16 protein-coding genes are annotated in these 17026 nt (G+C 65.4%); 11 read left to right on the top strand and 5 right to left on the bottom strand.

Features of this window, described 5'->3' with window-relative positions:
• Positions 1 to 71: 71 nt before the first annotated feature.
• Positions 72 to 635, top strand: coding sequence for a hypothetical protein (locus tag QXZ85_RS11440; RefSeq protein ID WP_315701751.1), 564 nt, complete (start codon positions 72 to 74; stop codon positions 633 to 635).
• A 117-nt stretch (positions 636 to 752) separates the two neighbouring features.
• On the opposite strand, the gene QXZ85_RS11435 is transcribed toward QXZ85_RS11440, so the two are convergent.
• The 4 genes from QXZ85_RS11435 to QXZ85_RS11420 all read right to left on the bottom strand — a co-directional run bounded on the left by QXZ85_RS11435 (position 753) and on the right by QXZ85_RS11420 (position 4863).
• Positions 753 to 1049, bottom strand: coding sequence for a hypothetical protein (locus tag QXZ85_RS11435; protein WP_315701752.1), 297 nt, complete (start codon positions 1047 to 1049; stop codon positions 753 to 755).
• Positions 1050 to 1204: 155 nt separating this feature from the next.
• A complete protein-coding gene (locus tag QXZ85_RS11430) occupies positions 1205 to 1672 on the bottom strand; it encodes a metallophosphoesterase family protein (protein WP_316174105.1) in 468 nt (155 codons plus the stop codon).
• A gap of 135 nt (positions 1673 to 1807) precedes the next feature.
• Positions 1808 to 3883, bottom strand: coding sequence for a HAMP domain-containing methyl-accepting chemotaxis protein (locus QXZ85_RS11425; RefSeq protein WP_315701754.1), 2076 nt, complete (start codon positions 3881 to 3883; stop codon positions 1808 to 1810).
• Between the two features lie 122 nt (positions 3884 to 4005).
• On the bottom strand, positions 4006 to 4863 hold the full coding sequence (locus QXZ85_RS11420) for an alpha/beta hydrolase (protein ID WP_315701755.1): 858 nt from the start codon (positions 4861 to 4863) through the stop codon (positions 4006 to 4008).
• A gap of 174 nt (positions 4864 to 5037) precedes the next feature.
• Here QXZ85_RS11420 and QXZ85_RS11415 point away from each other — a divergent pair, with 174 nt between their 5' ends.
• On the top strand, positions 5038 to 5739 hold the full coding sequence (locus tag QXZ85_RS11415) for an alpha/beta fold hydrolase (protein ID WP_315701756.1): 702 nt from the start codon (positions 5038 to 5040) through the stop codon (positions 5737 to 5739).
• 141 nt (positions 5740 to 5880) lie between these two features.
• Here QXZ85_RS11415 and QXZ85_RS11410 read toward each other — a convergent pair whose 3' ends face one another.
• A complete protein-coding gene (locus QXZ85_RS11410) occupies positions 5881 to 6486 on the bottom strand; it encodes a TetR/AcrR family transcriptional regulator (protein WP_315701757.1) in 606 nt (201 codons plus the stop codon).
• A 193-nt stretch (positions 6487 to 6679) separates the two neighbouring features.
• Here QXZ85_RS11410 and QXZ85_RS11405 point away from each other — a divergent pair, with 193 nt between their 5' ends.
• The 9 genes from QXZ85_RS11405 to QXZ85_RS11365 all read left to right on the top strand — a co-directional run bounded on the left by QXZ85_RS11405 (position 6680) and on the right by QXZ85_RS11365 (position 16807).
• Positions 6680 to 7180 carry a (2Fe-2S)-binding protein gene (locus QXZ85_RS11405; protein WP_315701758.1) on the top strand — a complete coding sequence of 167 codons (501 nt, stop codon included), beginning with the start codon at positions 6680 to 6682 and terminating at the stop codon, positions 7178 to 7180.
• A complete protein-coding gene (locus QXZ85_RS11400; RefSeq protein WP_315765510.1) occupies positions 7177 to 8250 on the top strand; it encodes a xanthine dehydrogenase family protein subunit M in 1074 nt (357 codons plus the stop codon). The genes QXZ85_RS11405 and QXZ85_RS11400 overlap by 4 nt, the downstream gene beginning before the upstream one ends.
• The gene (locus tag QXZ85_RS11395; RefSeq protein ID WP_316174103.1) at positions 8243 to 10507 is read left to right on the top strand and encodes a xanthine dehydrogenase family protein molybdopterin-binding subunit; all 2265 of its coding nucleotides are present in this window, start codon (positions 8243 to 8245) and stop codon (positions 10505 to 10507) included. Before QXZ85_RS11400 ends, QXZ85_RS11395 begins: the two co-directional genes overlap by 8 nt.
• A 293-nt stretch (positions 10508 to 10800) precedes the next feature.
• Positions 10801 to 11055 carry a type II toxin-antitoxin system RelE/ParE family toxin gene (locus QXZ85_RS11390; RefSeq protein WP_315701761.1) on the top strand — a complete coding sequence of 85 codons (255 nt, stop codon included), beginning with the start codon at positions 10801 to 10803 and terminating at the stop codon, positions 11053 to 11055.
• 4 nt (positions 11056 to 11059) lie between these two features.
• Complete coding sequence (locus QXZ85_RS11385; protein ID WP_315701762.1) at positions 11060 to 11434, top strand: helix-turn-helix transcriptional regulator; 375 nt, start codon at positions 11060 to 11062, stop codon at positions 11432 to 11434.
• Between the two features lie 377 nt (positions 11435 to 11811).
• Positions 11812 to 12123 (top strand): hypothetical protein, encoded by a 312-nt coding sequence (locus tag QXZ85_RS11380; RefSeq protein WP_315701763.1) that lies wholly within the window; start codon positions 11812 to 11814, stop codon positions 12121 to 12123.
• Positions 12124 to 12350: 227 nt separating this feature from the next.
• Positions 12351 to 13082: an outer membrane protein gene (locus tag QXZ85_RS11375; protein ID WP_315701764.1), complete on the top strand. Its 732-nt coding sequence runs from the start codon at positions 12351 to 12353 to the stop codon at positions 13080 to 13082.
• Between the two features lie 274 nt (positions 13083 to 13356).
• Positions 13357 to 15495, top strand: coding sequence for a HAMP domain-containing methyl-accepting chemotaxis protein (locus QXZ85_RS11370; protein WP_316174102.1), 2139 nt, complete (start codon positions 13357 to 13359; stop codon positions 15493 to 15495).
• 250 nt (positions 15496 to 15745) lie between these two features.
• Positions 15746 to 16807: an MBL fold metallo-hydrolase gene (locus QXZ85_RS11365; protein WP_315742379.1), complete on the top strand. Its 1062-nt coding sequence runs from the start codon at positions 15746 to 15748 to the stop codon at positions 16805 to 16807.
• Positions 16808 to 17026: the final 219 nt, after the last annotated feature.

Raw genomic sequence — 17026 nt, 5'->3', positions numbered from 1 at the left:
TGTCTTCTCCCTATGATAGGAGCCGAGCAGACACGGCTCCGTAGATCCTAGAGCGTCGGGCCATAGGAGAAATGTCATCACGGGCCTTCAACAAAGCGCGAATTGGCGGCGACCATCACTTGGGTGAACTCGAAATGTCCGATGCGATCGAAGCGATAGAGGCCGCGCGACTCTCCCATCGACCGGCCAAAGTCATGACTCTTTTCGTAGGCGAGTCCGCCCCAACGGGCGGCAAGTTCTTCTACAATGGAAATAACGCGATGCTGACGTACACGCGGCGAGCAATCGAAACTGCGCTACCTGACACGCGGGACTTCTTCGAGCGGTTCAAGGCCTACGGCTGGTATCTCGACGACCTTGTTCTAACCAAGCCGGTCGACCGCCTCAAAGGCGCTGCGCGCAAAGCCGAGCTTCGGAACGCGGTAAGCAGTCTACGTGATCGCATCGCCATCTATCAGCCACAAGCGATTGTATCTCTGATGACAAGCATTGCGCCTTTTGTTGCGGAAGCCGCCAGAGCAGCCGGAAGCAATGCTACCGTCTATTCGCTCCCTTTCCCGGGAAACGGCCATCAAAACCGGTTCTGCAACGAGCTTGCGAGAATTACTCCCCTATTGCCCCGCCATTCCAATTAGAAGAACACGTTTATAGTTCCGACTAAGCCGTCACCGCGCCACTGGCGCCTATCAGTTGCGTTCAACTCGGCAACGGGATATTCGCGGGCGCAATCCGGCGAAGCCAGTCAAGCGCCTCTATCTCAAAAGCCCGAGCACGGCTCCTGAGGCGGCGATCAGGCCCAATGCAATGACGCCGCCGCGCCAGAGGAGCTGCTGACGCGCGGTCTGGCGGTCGTGGAAGGCGAGCCAGTCTCGCACAAATCCCGCAGGGATATCGAAGACGACGGCGCACTCCTCGCCATGATGCGTTTCGTGCTCGCAAAACATCGTCCTGACATTCTGCACGCCGAGCCGCTCGAGCTCGCGATGCCACTGCCGGGCGTGCTCACCGTTGGTCCAGCGATTTTCGAAGGGGACAGCTTGTGATTTCATGACGAGCCTCCCTGGGCTCAATTGACATCACGTTTTCCATCGTAGCGCCTTTTCCAAGCCGGCGCGAGCCTCCGCGCAGCCAAAACCCAGTGTGCCGCAGTGCAGGAGAAGTGCCTGACAGTGCTCGACGGGAGCGCACCGCCGCACTCATCCGTTCAACCACCACTGAGGTCGTGGATCACCGGCTGCAGGTCACCCAGCCCGAGGTCGAGCGTCGCCAGCGGGATGGGAAGGCGGAAGCGCCGCGGGCCGGCGCTGCCGGGGTTGAGATAGAGCACGCCGCCGATCGTCTCGATGCGAACCTTGTGTGAATGGCCGGAGATCACCGCGTCGATGCCGCGCGCGACTGGGTCGATGCTCAGGGCATTGACATCGTGCAGGACATAGAACGATCGGCCCTCAAGCTGCACCGTCGCCGTCTCGGGATAGCCTCTGGCCCATTCGGCGCTATCGACATTGCCCCTGATCGCCGTGACCGGCGCGATGCGGCGGAGTCCGTCCAACACATCTGGGCGGCCGATATCGCCGGCATGGATGATGTGATCGACCTCGGCGAGCCGATGCACGGCCTCCGGCCTCAACAGGCCGTGCGTATCGGAGATGATGCCGAGCCTGAATGCCATTCAGCGATCACCGACCAAGGGCATCACATTGAAGCCTACCACACTGAGTTGGTAGCTGGGCGGCGGGCGCGCTTCCGCCTTCGCCCCCGGGCTACGACGGACAAGTCGCTTTGCCCAACTACTCGTCCTCTGCCGTCACGCCGCGCGGACGGAATCCAGGAAGCGCGCGACTTCGCTGCGCAGGCGGCTGCTCTGGCCGGCGAGCGACTTCGCGGCCGACAGCACCTGCGAGGAGGCCGAGCCGGTCTCGTCGGCGCCCTTGCGGACATCGGCGACGTTGGCGGACACCTCCTGGGTGCCGTGGGCGGCCTGCTGGACGTTGCGGGAGATCTCGCGCGTCGCCGAGCTCTGTTCTTCGACTGCGGAGGCAATTGCGGACGCGATCTCCGACATGCGCGAGATGGTCTCGCTGATCTCCTGGATCGAGCCCACCGACTCCTGCGTCGCGCTCTGGATGCCGCCGATCTGCTGGCCGATCTCGCCGGTCGCTTTCGCGGTCTGCTCGGCGAGCGCCTTCACCTCCGAGGCGACCACGGCAAAGCCGCGGCCGGCTTCGCCCGCGCGCGCCGCCTCGATGGTGGCGTTGAGCGCCAAGAGATTGGTCTGGCCGGCGATCGCGTTGATCAGCTCGACGACGTCGCCGATCCGCGACGCCGCCTTGGCGAGCTCGCCGACGCGATCGGTGGTCCGGCGGGCCTGCTCCATGGCTTCGCCGGCGATGCGCGCGGAATCATGCACCTGGCGGCTGATCTCGTCGACCGAGGAGGTCATCTGCTCGGCCGCTGCAGCAACCGAATGCACGTTGGTCGACGCCTCCTCGGAGGCGCCGGCGACCACGGTCGCCAATTCCAGCGAGCGTCCGGCGGTGGCGGTCAGCGTGCCGGCGGAGCGCTCCAATTCGCCTGCGGCCTCCGAGACCACGCTGATGACCTCGCCGATCGCGGTCTCGAACTCCCGCGTGAAGCGCTCGACGCGCTGGCCGCGCTCGATCTTGGCCTGCGCATCGGCCGCAGCCGCGGCTTCGGCGGCCTTGTTCGCCAGCAGCGCTTCCCTGAACGTCTCCAGCGATCCTGCCATGGCTCCGATCTCGTCGTCGCGATCGCTCGCAGGGATCGCGACATCGTCGCGGCCTTGGGCCATCTCGCCGATCACCTTGGTCAGGTTCACGATCGGCGCGATCACACGGCGGCGTAGCAGCATGGTGACGCCGACCAGGAGCCCGAGCAAGGCAATCACGAGCGCGGCGGCGACGGCCAGCATCACGCGCGCCGAGTCGCGCGAGGCGCTGGCGCGGTCGCGCGCTTCCGCGATCGCGGCATCCCGAACCGCGAAGAACTTTTCGACCGCCGGAACCACCCGCTCACCCAGCTGCTCGGCGGTGATGGAATAATTGGTGTCGCTCAGCCCCGCCGCGATCTCCTTGTCGATCAGCGGCCCCGCCTGCCCGAAATAGGACTCCTTGGCGTTCCTCAGCGCCGCCGCAAGGCCGGCCGGATCGCCGAGCTGCTGGACGCCCGCTTCCATGCGGTCGCGGTCCGTCTCGATGCGGCCCTGGCCGCGGTCCATCGTGGCCTTCTCCGTCGGCGTCACCAGGCGGTGAGCACTCAGCGCAGGCGACAGCAGGGCCGCGCGGCCACCGGCCGTGACGCGCAAGTCCTGAGCCGTGCGCGAGACGTCGAGCAGCGTCGTGAGCGAGGCATCCGCGTTGGCGACATCATTTTGCAGGCGGTTCAGAATCGGCTCGATCATCACCGCGACCTGGGCGACGCCAGGCAGGAAGCCCTTGGTCACGGCCGGGTCGCGGGCGCTCAGCGGACGGGAGAGCGCGGCGTCCGTCGCGGCACGGATCTCGGCGAATTTGGCTCCGGCCTGATCGAGAGTCTGGCCAACCGCCTTGCCGTCGCCGAGCTCCGCAATGGCGCTTCGCGCCTTCGCCAACGCCGCATCGGTCGACTGCCTGGTCTTGGCGATCACCGCCAGCTGCGCTTCGGTGGCCGGCCCCTCCGCAAACAACGGGGTGATGTAGGGCGCCCGGTTGCCCACCATGTTCTGCGCAAACAGGAGAACCGCCCCGAACGCCTCGACTGTCTTGATGGCATCCGCCCTATCGGCCAGGATCCGATATTGCCCAACCACGACCTCCGCCGCGGGCACGACGGCAAGCGCCGTCACCGACAGCATCGACACCGCAAACAACTGACCGATCTTCATAGGTCCGGCTTCCACCACATGTTTATCATTTGTTTGGAACATGTGACCTGGACAACTAACAATTGGCTAAGTACGGACCACTCTCCGTAGTAATGCGGAGCCGGGCGCGTCCTTCGGTCGCGCTATTTGCCGTCGAGGAAGCGCAGCATCGCGGCGTTGAACAGCTCCGGGTCCTGCAGGAAGGCGAAGTGGCTGGTATTCGGCAGGATCAACAGCCCCGCATGCGGGATCGTGGCGGCGAGATATTCGGTGTGCTCGCGCTTGATCGCCTCGTCATGGTCGCCGTCGACGATCCACACCGGCGAAGTGATCGACTGCAGCTGCGCGTCGCTCCAGTTCGGCTGCTCCGCCCACATCTTACTGATCTGGGCGACGAAATCCTCATAGGCATTCGGCGTGGCGGAATTCGACCGGTATTCGTGGCCGGCGCGCTCGATGAAGGCGGCGAAGGTCGGATTCTTCTCGACGCCGTCCTTGACGCCCGAGGTGACGGAATTGGCGGCGAAGGCGAACACCTTGCCGACGCGGTCCTTGTGGCGAAGCGCGAGATCCAGGCCGATGATGCCGCCGTCGCTCCAGCCGACGATGTCGGCCTTGGCGATCTTGAGCTCGTCCATCAGCGCCACGACGTCGTCGGCCATCAGATCGTAGCCGTAAGCGCGCGCATCGCGGGTGCTCCGGCCATGGCCGCGGCTGTCCATCACCACCACCATGTGATGCGGCGCCAGCGCCTCGACCTGATGCCCCCAATAATCGGCGTTCGCCAGGCCGCCATGCAGCAGGATCACCGGCGTGCCGCCCTGCTGCGGCGCTTGGCCGTAAACACGATAATAGATCTTGATGCCGTTCACGGCGGCCTGACCGGCGCGCTGCGTAGCAACCGGCTGCGGCGTCGGCGGCAGCATCTCCCATGGCTCGGCGGCGGCGGCGGGCTGCAAGGCGGCAAGACCGAAGACGAGCAGGACAAGCAGATGGCGCATGGCGTTTCCCGATTTGGCTGTGATACGCTCCGGTCATCCGGCGATAGTGCCGCAGAATGTCCGCGCAATGACGCAGTGTTACTGAGGTAGCAGACCGCCGCATCGCAGGTGGCGGCAAAGGCTAGGCCGCCGGCGTGGCCGGATCAATAACGCGCACACATGGGGGGGAGGCTGATGACGGAAACTTTGCCGATCGTGCTGGTGCCCGGGCTGATCTGCTCGCCCCGGATCTATGCGCCTCTTGTTCCCGCGCTGTGGCGGCACGGGCCGGTGATGATCGCCAACCACATCCGCGACGACAGCATGGGCGCGATCGCGCGCCGCATCCTGTCAGAAGCGCCGCCGCGCTTCGCGCTCGCCGGCCATTCGATGGGCGGCTACATCGCCTTCGAGATCATGCGCCAGGCTCCGGAGCGCGTCGCCAAGTTGGCGCTGATCAACACCCAGGCGCGGCCGGATGCGCCGGAAGCCGGTGCGCGACGCCGCACCATGATCACCCGCGCCAGGGAAGGCGAGTATCACGCCATCGTCGACGGGCTAGCCGTGAATTTCGTGCATCCGTCGCGGCGCGAGGATGCACGCTTGCGCAGGCTCGTGCGCGATATGGCCGACGATGTCGGCGTCGACGGCTTCGTCAGGCAGCAGACCGCGATGATCGCACGACCGGACTCTCGCCCCACGCTGACCGCAATCCGCTGCCCGACCTTGGTGCTGACCAGCGACACCGACGACATGATCCCGAACAGTCTGTCCACCGAGATGGCCGACGAGATCGCCGGCAGCTGGCTGGTCGTGCTCGACAATTGCGGCCACCTGCCCCAGCTCGAGCAGCCGGAGGAAACCGCGCAGGCGCTGGTGGAGTGGCTGCGGGGCTGAGATGGCTCGCGTTGGAGCCGACAGAGCGCCGTCATCCCCGGGGATCCGCGCTGGCGAAAGGCGCAGCCATTTTGCCCGAAGCGGTAGGGCCGCTTCATCTTCCTAGATCATAGCGCACAACGCCGGCGACATCGGCGAGCATCAATCAATTGATGGAGTTGCTCCAGGTCTCGTCACCCGCAACCCATCCACGAACACATCCAGCAGCCGCAGCACGCTCTGATGCCAGCCGGTCTGGTCGTGCATGTAGCACATGCCGATGAGGGCGCGGAGCAGGTCGTCCGCGGTGACGTCGCCGCGGACTTCGCCGGCCGCGACCGCGCGCGACAGCAACGCGCCGATCGAAGCGATGAGATGCGCATGCGAATAGGCGGCGAGCTCGGAATTGGCATTCATGACGATGGCGAGCGCCGCCATCATGCCTTTCTTGGTGGCGACGAATTGCACGGTCGAGCGCAGCCAGCGCCGCAGCGCCTCCAGCGCCGAGGGCTCGCTCTTCAATTGCTCAGCCAGCTCGGAGAGCTGCTCGACCTCGCGGCGATAGACCGCCTCGAACAGATCCTCGCGGGTCGGGAAATGCCGATACAGCGTGCCGATGCCGACGCCGGCCTGCCGCGCCACCGCCTCGAGGCTCGCGTCCGCGCCACCGGCCGAGAACACGACCTTGGCCGCCTCCAGCACGCGCTCGCGGTTGCGGAGGGCATCGGCACGCGGCTTCCGGGGCCGCTCTTGTGATTTGGTCGCCATCTCACCAGCTCTTGATGAACCCCTGTGAGGTCCCCCCTTGATAAACGGAGGCATCCTCCGTATAAATGGGCGTGTCACCCCGGGCCAGTCACTTCCCTGCCAAGCCCCCGGGTGCCGGATCCGCACGGACCACCGCTCGTAAGGCGTGGCCGCCCGCGATCCGATTAGGCCATAGCTTCGATCGGAACAACGCATGAATTGGACTGTGAGACTCACCGTCAACGGTGAGCCGCGAACGCTTGCGCTCGACGACCCCCGTGTCACGCTGCTCGACCTCCTGCGTGAACGCCTCGACCTCACCGGAACCAAGAAGGGCTGCGACCGCGGCCAATGCGGCGCCTGCACCGTGCTGGTCGACGGCCGCCGCATCAATTCCTGCCTCGCCCTGGCCGCCAGCCTCGACGGCGCCGCGATCACCACGATCGAGGGCGTGGCCGACGGCGACCAGCTCCACCCGGTGCAGGACGCCTTCATCGTCCATGACGCCCTGCAATGCGGCTTCTGCACGCCGGGCCAGATCATGAGCGCGATCGGCCTGATCAATGAAGGCCAGGCCGGCGATGACCCCGAGCGCATCCGCGAAGGCATGAGCGGGAATCTGTGCCGCTGCAGCGCCTATGTCGGCATCGTCGAGGCGGTGCAGGACGCCCAGCAGACCCTTGCGAGCAAGACGAAGGCGGAGCGCGCGGCATGAACCGGTTCGACTATGTGAAGCCGGCGAGCATTGCCGAAGCAATTGCTGCCGCGAGCCAGCCCGGCGCCGCCTATCTCGCCGCCGGCACCAATCTGCTCGACCTGATGAAGGGCAATGTGGTCAGGCCATCACGGCTGGTCGACATCTCCCGCCTGCCCGAACTGAACCGCATCGAGCGGCTCGGCAATGGCGACGTCAGGATCGGCGCGCTGGTGCGCAATGCCGACCTTGCGCACCATCCGGTGTTCGCAAACGACTTCCCGGCCGTGGCGGAAGCGCTGCTCTCCGGCGCCTCGGCGCAGCTGCGCAACGCGGCGACCGTCGGCGGCAACCTCTTGCAGCGGACGCGCTGCGCCTATTTCTACGACCCGGCCTCGGCCTGCAACAAGCGTACGCCTGGCGCAGGCTGCGATGCGCGTGATGGTGAGAACAGCCAGCATGCGGTGCTGGGCTGGAGCGAGGCCTGCATCGCCACCAACCCCTCCGACTTCTGCGTGCCGCTCGCGGCGTTCGATGCGGTGGTCGAGATCGAACGCAAGACCGGCAAGCGCGAGGTCGCGCTGGAGGCGCTGCACCTTCTGCCCGGCACCACGCCAGAGCGCGAGACCGTGCTGGAGCCGGGCGAGATGATCGTCGGGATCAGGCTGCCGGCAGCAGCGCGCAGCTTCGCCAAACACGCGCGATATCTCAAAGTACGCGAGCGCACCTCCTACGCCTTCGCCGTGGTCTCGGCCGCAGCCGGTCTCATCGTCGAGAACGGCGCGATCAAGCAAGCGCGCCTCGCGCTCGGTGGCGTCGCCGCCAAGCCGTGGCGGGCGCGCGAAGCCGAAGCCCTGCTCGCCGGCCAAGCCGCCGAAGCCGGCGCGTTTCAACGCGCGGCCGCTGCGGCACTCGCCGGCGCAAAGCCGTCCGGCGACAACGCCTACAAGATCCCGCTCGCAACCAACCTGATCGTACGCGCGCTGCAAGCCGCCGCCCAAGGCACGCCCGACCGCGTGCCGGCGCTACCCGCCTCTCCGTTTTCTTCCGTTCCCGTTTCCTCCGTTCCAGGAGTTCTCCATCATGCTTGAACTCAACCTGTCCCGTGATCCAGCCCACGTCCGGCACGGCTCGACCATCGGCCAGCCGCTGTCCCGCCGCGACGGCGTGCTGAAGGTCACCGGCGCCGCACGCTACACCGCCGACAACAATCCGACTGGCCTGCTCCATGCGGTGCTTGCCGTGAGCAGTATCGCGCGCGGCCGCGTGGTCTCGCTCGATGTCGAAGCGGCCAAGGCTCATCCCGGCGTGATCGAGGTGATGACCTCAGCCAACCGTCCGCCGCTCGCGGACGATCCCGACGGCAAGCCCAATCCGTTCGCCTTCAGGTTCGAGGCGCTGCAGAACGATCGCGTCCGCTATGTAAACCAGCCGATCGCAGTCGTAATCGCCGAGACACTGGAGGCCGCGACCGAAGGCGCGGCGCTGCTGGCGCCGCGTTATGAAGTCGAGCCGGTGCGCATCGGCCTCGATGCCGACGGGGCCTATGCGCCTCCCGTGGTCGGCATGGGCTTTCCCGCGGAAAGCCGCCATGGCGACGTCGAGGCGGCGCTGGCCGGCAGCGACAAGTCGATCGAGACCACCTACGAGACGCCGCCGCATTACCACAATGCGATGGAGCCGCACGCGATCGTAGCGAACTGGCAGGGCGACAGGCTGGTGATCGACACGCCGACGCAAGGGCTTGCGATGATGCAGGCGCGCATCGCCGGCCTGTTCGGCATCCCGCCGGAGAACATCCTGATCCGCAGCCCATTCCTCGGCGGCGGCTTCGGCGGCAAGGGGATCATGGCGGGGCCGCAGGTGCTCGGCATCCTCGCCGCCAAACTGGTGGGACGTCCGGTGAAGCTCGTGGTCCGTCGCGAGCAGCTCTATGGTCCGTTCGGCCATCGCTCGCCGACCCGTCAGACGCTGCGGCTCGGTGCGAGCGCCGAAGGCCAGTTGTCGGCGATTCATCATCACGCCCGGGTGGTGACCTCCAGCTTCGAAGACTTCTACGAGGGGGCGGCGCATCTGACGCATACGCTGTATGCGGCGCCGGCGATCGCGACCACATATGACGCCGTGCGCGTCGATACCGGCACGCCGCTGTTCGTGCGCGCGCCCGGCATCGCGCCGGGATCGATCGCGTTGGAGAGCGCGGTGGACGAGATGGCGGAAGCCTGCGGCCTCGATCCGCTCGCCTTCCGCGTCAAGAACTACGCCGAGGTCGAGCCGGCCACCGGCAAGCCGTTCTCCTCGAAAGCGCTGCGCGAATGCTACACGCAGGGCGCGGCGCGCTTCGGCTGGTGGGATCGGCCGCTGAAGCCCCGCATGATGCGCGACAAGGACGGCTTCCTGGTCGGCTGGGGCATGGGGACGGCGACCTTCCACGCGCTGATGTTCGCAGGCCAAGCCCGCGCGGTGATCCGCCGCGACGGCACTGGCGCCATCGAAACCGGTTCGCACGACATGGGCCAGGGTGCCTGGACGGCGCTGGCGCAGGTCGCGGCCGATGCACTGGCACTCGACATCGATCAGGTCGCGTACAAGGCCGGCACCTCCGACCTGCCGGATGCCGGAATCGCCGGCGGTTCGGCGCATACCGCCACCGTCGGCACCGCGATCCACAACGCCGGCGCGGCCGTGATCGCCAAGCTCGCGGAGCTTGCGACCTCGGACGAACGCTCACCGCTGTTCGGCGCCGGCAATGCCGGCGTCATCGCGCGCAACGGCCGGCTGTTCCGGCGCGACGACGAGGGCCGCGGCGAAGCTTACGGCGACATCCTGGCGCGCGCCGGCCTCGCCGAGATTGACGCCTCCGGCAGCGGCGCGCCCGATCCGGCGCTCAACGAGCAATATGCCATGCATTCGCATGGCGCGGTGTTCGCCGAGGTGAAGGTCGATCCCGATCTCGGCCAGGTCCGGGTCAGCCGCATGATCGGCGCATTCGCAGCCGGCCGGGTGATCAATCCGAAGCTGGTGGAGAGCCAGCTGCTCGGCGGCATGATCTGGGGCATTTCGCTGGCGCTGCACGAGGAGGCGATCACCGACCGACGCACCGGGCGCATCATGAACGCCAATCTCGGCGAGTATCATGTGCCTGTGAATGCCGACATCCCGGCGATGGAAGCGTTCACGGTCGAGGAGCACGATCCGTACGTCAATCCGCTCGGCATCAAAGGCGTCGGCGAGATCGGCATCACCGGTTCGGCCGGTGCAGTGGCGAACGCGGTGTGGCACGCCACCGGCGTGCGGATCCGGCGCTTCCCGGTGCGGATCAGCGACCTGGTGCGGCAAACCAACTAGCAGGCGTCATTCCGGAGCGATGCGACAGTATCGAACTATGGAGCGCTACTGCCTCGGAATGACAGCGTTCCTGAAGCGTTAAACTGGCGGTCGGGGCCGCTGCCGCGGTCCCGGCCCTGTTCCGGCATCGCTGCGCGTGCCGTGAACGCCCGGATCGAGGCGGTCCGATGTCCTTGTAGCTGGCAAGAAACTCAGGAGCGGCATTTTGCCCGAGCTAAAAGGGGCAGTTACAAATATTAGCGATTTGCTATTTTGAAATTGACATCGATTAGCTATTTGCTAATATTCAACCCATGGAAATTCGCTACACCAAAGCCGCCATCAAGGCCCTAGCGAAATTGCCAAGCAACACGGCGCAGCTGATCCAGGAGAAAATCCGTCAATACGCGGAGAATCCGGCAAGTTTGGCGAACAACGTGAAGAAGCTTCAAGGGCGCGAGGACGAATGGCGGCTGCGGGTGGGTGATTGGCGCGTCATCTTTACCCAAGACGGCGTTGTCATGGACGTCCTGAAGGTGGGCCCGCGCGGCAGCGTTTACGAGGATTAGGATCATGCGCAAACTGAACATCATCACCTCCCCGAGCGGGGATCGTATGGTGGTGATTCCTTTCGAAGAATATGAGCGCCTGATCGAAGCTGCCGAGGAGGCTGCCGACGCGCGCGCTGTTGATGAGATCAAGCGCAAGCTTGCGACGGGTGAGGAGGAGCTGATCCCCGCTGAATTCGCGGACAGACTCATCAACGGCGAGAACAAGATCCGTGTCTGGCGCGAATATCGCGGCATGACCGGCAAAGAGTTGGCCGAGAAAACCGGCCTTGCCGCGCCGTACATTTCGCAACTCGAAACCGGCAATCGTGAGGGAACGATCGATACGTTCAAGAAGATCGCGGCTGCGCTCCGCGTCGATATCGACGATATCGCTTAGCAGGATACATCCAAGATCCCGGCAGCCGTCCCCTTATCTTCGATCAGCCGATGAGGAATTGAAGCCGCTACGCAGCGGTGAGATGACCAGCAGCGAGCCGCGGGAACTCAAAATGGACAGTACTGATGGAACGTTGCTCGCCTCCGGAAAGGCGATCGCTCCTTGGGCTCGCCTCATGATCTCATCTCTTTGATTGAGCATGATCTCCGCGCAAACGCCTATGGCGTTTGTCGCGAGGGAAAACCGGTTTCCACTTTTCCGGATCATGCTCTAGAACTGCGGGTGCCCACTGCGAGCCGCAGGCGCAGGACATGATCTGGCGCAAAGCCGATTGGCGCCATCCCGCCAACATTCGCTCGATCTGAATGAGGTACCTGATGTCAAAACCGGTTCCGGACAAGGCTGAGGTCGCGCTCGAATATCCCGACAAATTCTACGTCGGCACCTTCGAGCACTCCTCCCGCTTCGAGGCTCGTCTCGAACCGAGCGGGCTCGCGCTGACATTGGAACATCCGGGATCGGAGGAAGTCCGCAAGTCGATCCACCTCCATCTGAACTATGGCCTGCTCGCCGCGATCCTGCGCGAGATCGCCGCCGACATCGGAACGATTCCCAAGGACGATGTCTTGCATCGCGACCAGCTGGCCGAGGCCGTCGCAGCTCTTCACGCAGCGCTTAACGCACCTTAATTCCGATGTCTCAAACCGACACGGCGCGAGCCGACCTTAACGCCCGCTTCAGCCTTCCTTAAGCTTCCGCTAACCACGAGAAAACGTTCGCACGCCAACAGGTTGGGTTAAGGACCCCTGTGTTTCGCGAGTGACAGCATTTTATTCAAAAGCGATCTATCTCCTGACGCATCGATGACGCCGCACTTGGTGTCCGACTTGACGTTTGTATGCGTTGGAGATGAACGATGAAGAAGTTTCTGCTCGTGACTGTGGCGCTCGCGGTCCTGGCCGGCGCGCAGTCCGCTCGCGCTGCCGATCTCGGAGCGCGCTCCTATCCTTATGCGACCAAGGCTCCGGCCTATGTCGCGCCGATCTATAACTGGACCGGCTTCTATCTCGGCGCGCATCTCGGCGGCGCCTTCTCCAGCGACAGCAATTTCTCCGGCCTTGCCACCGGCAACAATTCGAACGGCCGCTTCCTCGGTGGTCTGCAGGTCGGTGCCGACTGGCAGTTCGCCCCGAACTGGGTGATCGGTGCCGAGGGTCAGTACAGCTGGGTCGGCGGCAACGTGGGCGCCGTGTTCCCCGGCGGCTACACCTATAAGAACAGCCAGCGCGGGCTCGGCTCGATCACCGGCCGCTTCGGTTACACCTGGGGTCCGGGCCTCGTCTACGTGAAGGGCGGCTACGCCTATTCCGACAACAACGAGAGCGTGACGCTGGGCGGGATTCCGGTCGGGTTCGGCACCACCGGCGACCATCGCAACGGCTACACGGTCGGCGCGGGCCTCGAATACATGTTCGCCCCGAGCTGGTCGGCCAAGGTCGAGTACGACTACTACAATTTCGGCAGCGCGAGCTTCACCGCGCCGCCGGCACTGGTGCCGACCGGCAGCTTCACCACCGACGATCACACCTTCAAGGCCGGCGTGAACTATCGCTTCAACTGGGGCGCTCCGGTGGCCGCGCGCTACTGAGCCGCATCCAACGACCTACATACGTCAAAGGGGGCCGGCAGCGATGCCGGCCCCTTCCTTTTGCGCACCCGCTCGTCGCCGCATGTCGCTTCGACGGCGTCGCGCTCCGCGCAGCACGACCAAGCGTTGCCGTTCCGTTAAATCCCGCTGGATGAAATGCGCAGGCGCCTAAAATTTCTGCATCGATCCAGTGTTTTCCCGGATTTGTTAACTCGCGACCGCGATACTGCGCCCAAAATTCGGCTCCAAGTCGTTGTGTGTCGGGGGAAACAGAATGGCGGTTCGGTTCAGCATCGGCAGGGCGTTCGCCTTGTTGCGTCCGCGATGGGGCGTCAAGGGCAGCCTGTTCGCCGCCTTTGCCGTGATTGCCGGCATGGCCATCCTCATCAGCGCCGGAGCCGGCGAGATGCTGCGCTATATCGGCGGCACCATGGTCGACCTGTCGGGCCGCGACATTCCGCGCCTCACCGCAAGCCTGCAGCTGCTCGCGCAGAGCCAGAGCCTTGCGAGCCTCGGCCCCGCCCTCCTGGGATCACAGACTCACGAGGCCCTCGATGAGCGGCTGAAGAAGATGCAGGAGATCCAGAAGATCACCGAGCAGCGGCTGAAGGAGATCGCAACGCTCGGCGCCGACAAGAGTGTCGTCGCTCCACTTGCCGAAACGATCAAGAACATCAGCGAGGCTAACCAGAGCCTGGTCTCGGCCGCGCGCGAGCGGCTGGAGGTGACGGCAACTCACAACAAGCAATACGACGCGCTGCGCCGGGCCCAGGCCGATTTCACCGCGGCCGCAAGCGCGCCCATGCTGGACGCGCAGACCGAGCTGAACGCCGTGCTCAGCGCCGCCGAGATCTCCGTCGACGACGCGACCGCCGCCGCGCGGTTCGTCGAACAGCTCGGCAATGTTATCGCCAGCGGCAACCTGATTGCCGCGCACATGGCCGCCGCGCTCTCCGCCAACGATGCCGATACGCTGGAGACGACCGAGAAGGCCTTCAAGGAAGCGCTGGCGCAGCTGAAATCCAACCTCGAACTGCTGCCGAACAATCGCGCGACCGCCGCGTTGCGCGAGGCGGCGGCGAAGCTCGCTGCGCTCGGCGAAGGCAAGACGCGCGTGTTCAAGCTGCGCGAAAAGGAACTCGACGCGTTCGATTACGGCCAGACCGTGCTGGAGGAGACGCGCAAGCTCAATATCGGGCTGGAGATCAGCGTGCAGCAGCTGGTCGAGGGTGTCCGCACCACGACCGAGACCGCGACCACGCGCGCGGGCAAGGACATTGAGCTCGCGACCCTGATCATGATCGGGGCCGGCACCGCAACGCTGATCGGCTCGGTTCTGTTCGTCTGGCTCTATGTCGGCGGCAACATCCTGCGCCGGATCAGCCGCCTGCAACGGGCGATGCAGCGGCTTTCGAGCGGCGACCTCGACGCCGAGATCCGGCATGGCGGCCAGAAGGACGAGATCGGTGCGATGGCGGCGACGCTCGCGGTGTTCCGCGAGGGCATGATCAACGCCCGTACGCTTGCGGCCGAGCAGGATCAGGATCGCCTGGTCAAAGCCGAGCGGGCCGCGCGCATGGAAGCGCGGATCGCCGAATTCGAAGCGACGGTGCGCGATGCGCTGGCCAACCTGCAGGCCTCGGCGAACGCGATGCAGACGACGGCGCAGAGCATGTCCGACAGTGCCGAGCAATCGAATTCGCTGGTCGGCGCGGTGGCCGCGGCGGCGGAGCAGACCTCGGCGAATGTGCAGACCGTCTCGGCCGGCACCGAGGAGCTGTCATCCTCGATCGCGGAGATCAGCCGACAGGTCGTGACCTCGGCAGGGATCGCCAAGAAGGCGGTGGAGGAGGCCGGCGCGACCGACGCCACCATGCAGGGCCTGGCGGACAATGCGAGCCGCATCAGCGTGGTGGTCGACCTGATCCAGGTGATCGCCTCGCAGACCAACCTGCTGGCGCTCAATGCCACCATCGAGGCCGCGCGCGCCGGCGAAGCCGGCCGCGGCTTCGCCGTGGTGGCGCAGGAGGTCAAGAGCCTCGCGAGCCAGACCGCCAAGGCGACCGACGAGATCCGCAGCCAGATCGCCGGCATGCAGCAGGTCGCATCGTCGGCGGTCACGGCGATCCGCAACATCGGCGAGACCATCGCCGAGATCAACGACGTGACCACGACGATCGCCGCCGCAGTCGAGCAGCAGGGCGCCGCCACGCGCGAGATCGCCCGCAACATCCAGCAAGCGGCCGGCGGCACCAGCGAAGTCTCCGGCAACATCACCGGCGTCTCCAGCGCGGCCGCCCAGGCCGGCAACGCGGCGGCAGATGTGCTCAGCGCGTCCGACGCCCTGCGACATGAGGCCGACAGCCTGCGCGCCGAGGTCGACGCGTTCCTGACCAACATCAGGGCGGCGTGATCCACGCTCATGGTCATCCCGGCGAACGCTGGGATCTATATCCACAGAAGGACGTTGGCCGGTATCGGCCGTGAGCCCTCAAGATGGATTCCGCGGTTTGGCTCCCGGCACAAGGCCGGGACGACACGGAGGATGAAGCGTCACCCCGAACCTCATTTCCAAGCCTCGTTTCCAAGCCTTGCGCCGAGCCGCTACCCACCCGCGATTTTTTCGGCTGGCGCTCGTCCGCGGCGGCGTTTAAGCCGATGGCATGCATTCGAAGACACACCCCGTTCACTCCTCCGCCGAGGCATTGCGATACCCTTGGGAAAGCCATCCCGGGGAGGATCAGGTCGTCGAGGTCGCGCCCGGCGTGCTCTGGCTGCGGCTCAAGCTGCCGTTCCGCCTCAACCATGTGAACATCTATTTGCTCGCAGACGGCGACGGCTGGACCGCCATCGATTCCGGCTTCGGCAATGAGGAGTCGATTGCGGCCTGGACCAGGCTGCTCGAAGGACCGCTGCAGCATGTGAAGCTCAAGCGGCTGATCGTGACCCATTCGCATCCCGATCACGTCGGCCTCGCGGGGTGGATCGTCGAGCGTTTCAACTGCCCGCTTCTGATGTCGCAGGTCGAGTATCTGCAGTCGGTCTATCACCAGAACCGCGGCAGCGAGGAGCGGCTGGGCGCGCAGCGCCAGTTCTTCCGCCGCCACGGCATGGACGAAACGCTGACCGACAAGCTGCTCGGCCGCGGCCAGGATTATCTGAAGCGGGTCTCGGTGCTGCCGCCCTCCTATCGGCGCATCTCCCACGGCGACGAGATCCAGATCGGCAGCCGCCGCTTCAAGGTGATCACCGGCGGCGGCCATGCGCTCGACCAGGTGATGCTGTATTGTGCCTCCGACAAGCTGTTCCTTTCGGCCGATCAGGTCCTGAGCAAGATCTCGCCCAATGTCAGCGTCTGGGCGGTCGAGCCCGACCAGAACTCGCTCGGCGAATATCTGGCCTCGCTGGCGAGCCTCACCACCACCCTGCCCTACGACGCGCTGGTGCTGCCCGGCCATGGCGTGCCGTTCTACGGCCTGAAGACGCGGATCAAGCAGCTCGCCGATCATCACGAGGAGCGCTGCCGCATGATCGCGGAAGCCTGCCTCGATGAGCCGAAGACCTCGGCGCAGCTGGTGCCGGTCGTGTTCCACAAGCACGTGCTCGATCCGCACCAGATGGGCTTTGCCGCGGGCGAGCTGATCGCACATGTCAACTACATGCTGGTCGAAGGCCGCCTCACGGCGGCGGAAGTGGGCGGCGTGCTCCAGTATCGGACGACCTGAGGCCGCGGCAAATCCGCCGGCCCGAACCGGCTGCGATCCCGCCGCAGCGTCGCCGCAATGCGAGCGCGGTTCAGTCGCGATCGTCGGCGCTTGATGGTTGAGCCCCGAGGGCTGGCGCTTGGACAAATCGCCCAACGCCGGGCTCGGGATTCCAACTCGACAGCCGAGCTGGAAACGCTCTAATAAGATCGTCAGACTTCGCTGCCGCGAGGCTCCGTT

The sequence above is a fragment of the Bradyrhizobium sp. SZCCHNGR1005 genome, from assembly GCF_032489995.1.
GTDB lineage: Bacteria > Pseudomonadota > Alphaproteobacteria > Rhizobiales > Xanthobacteraceae > Bradyrhizobium.
Note: the sequence above shows the minus strand (reverse complement) of the source record. Positions and strands in the feature narration are given on the sequence as shown.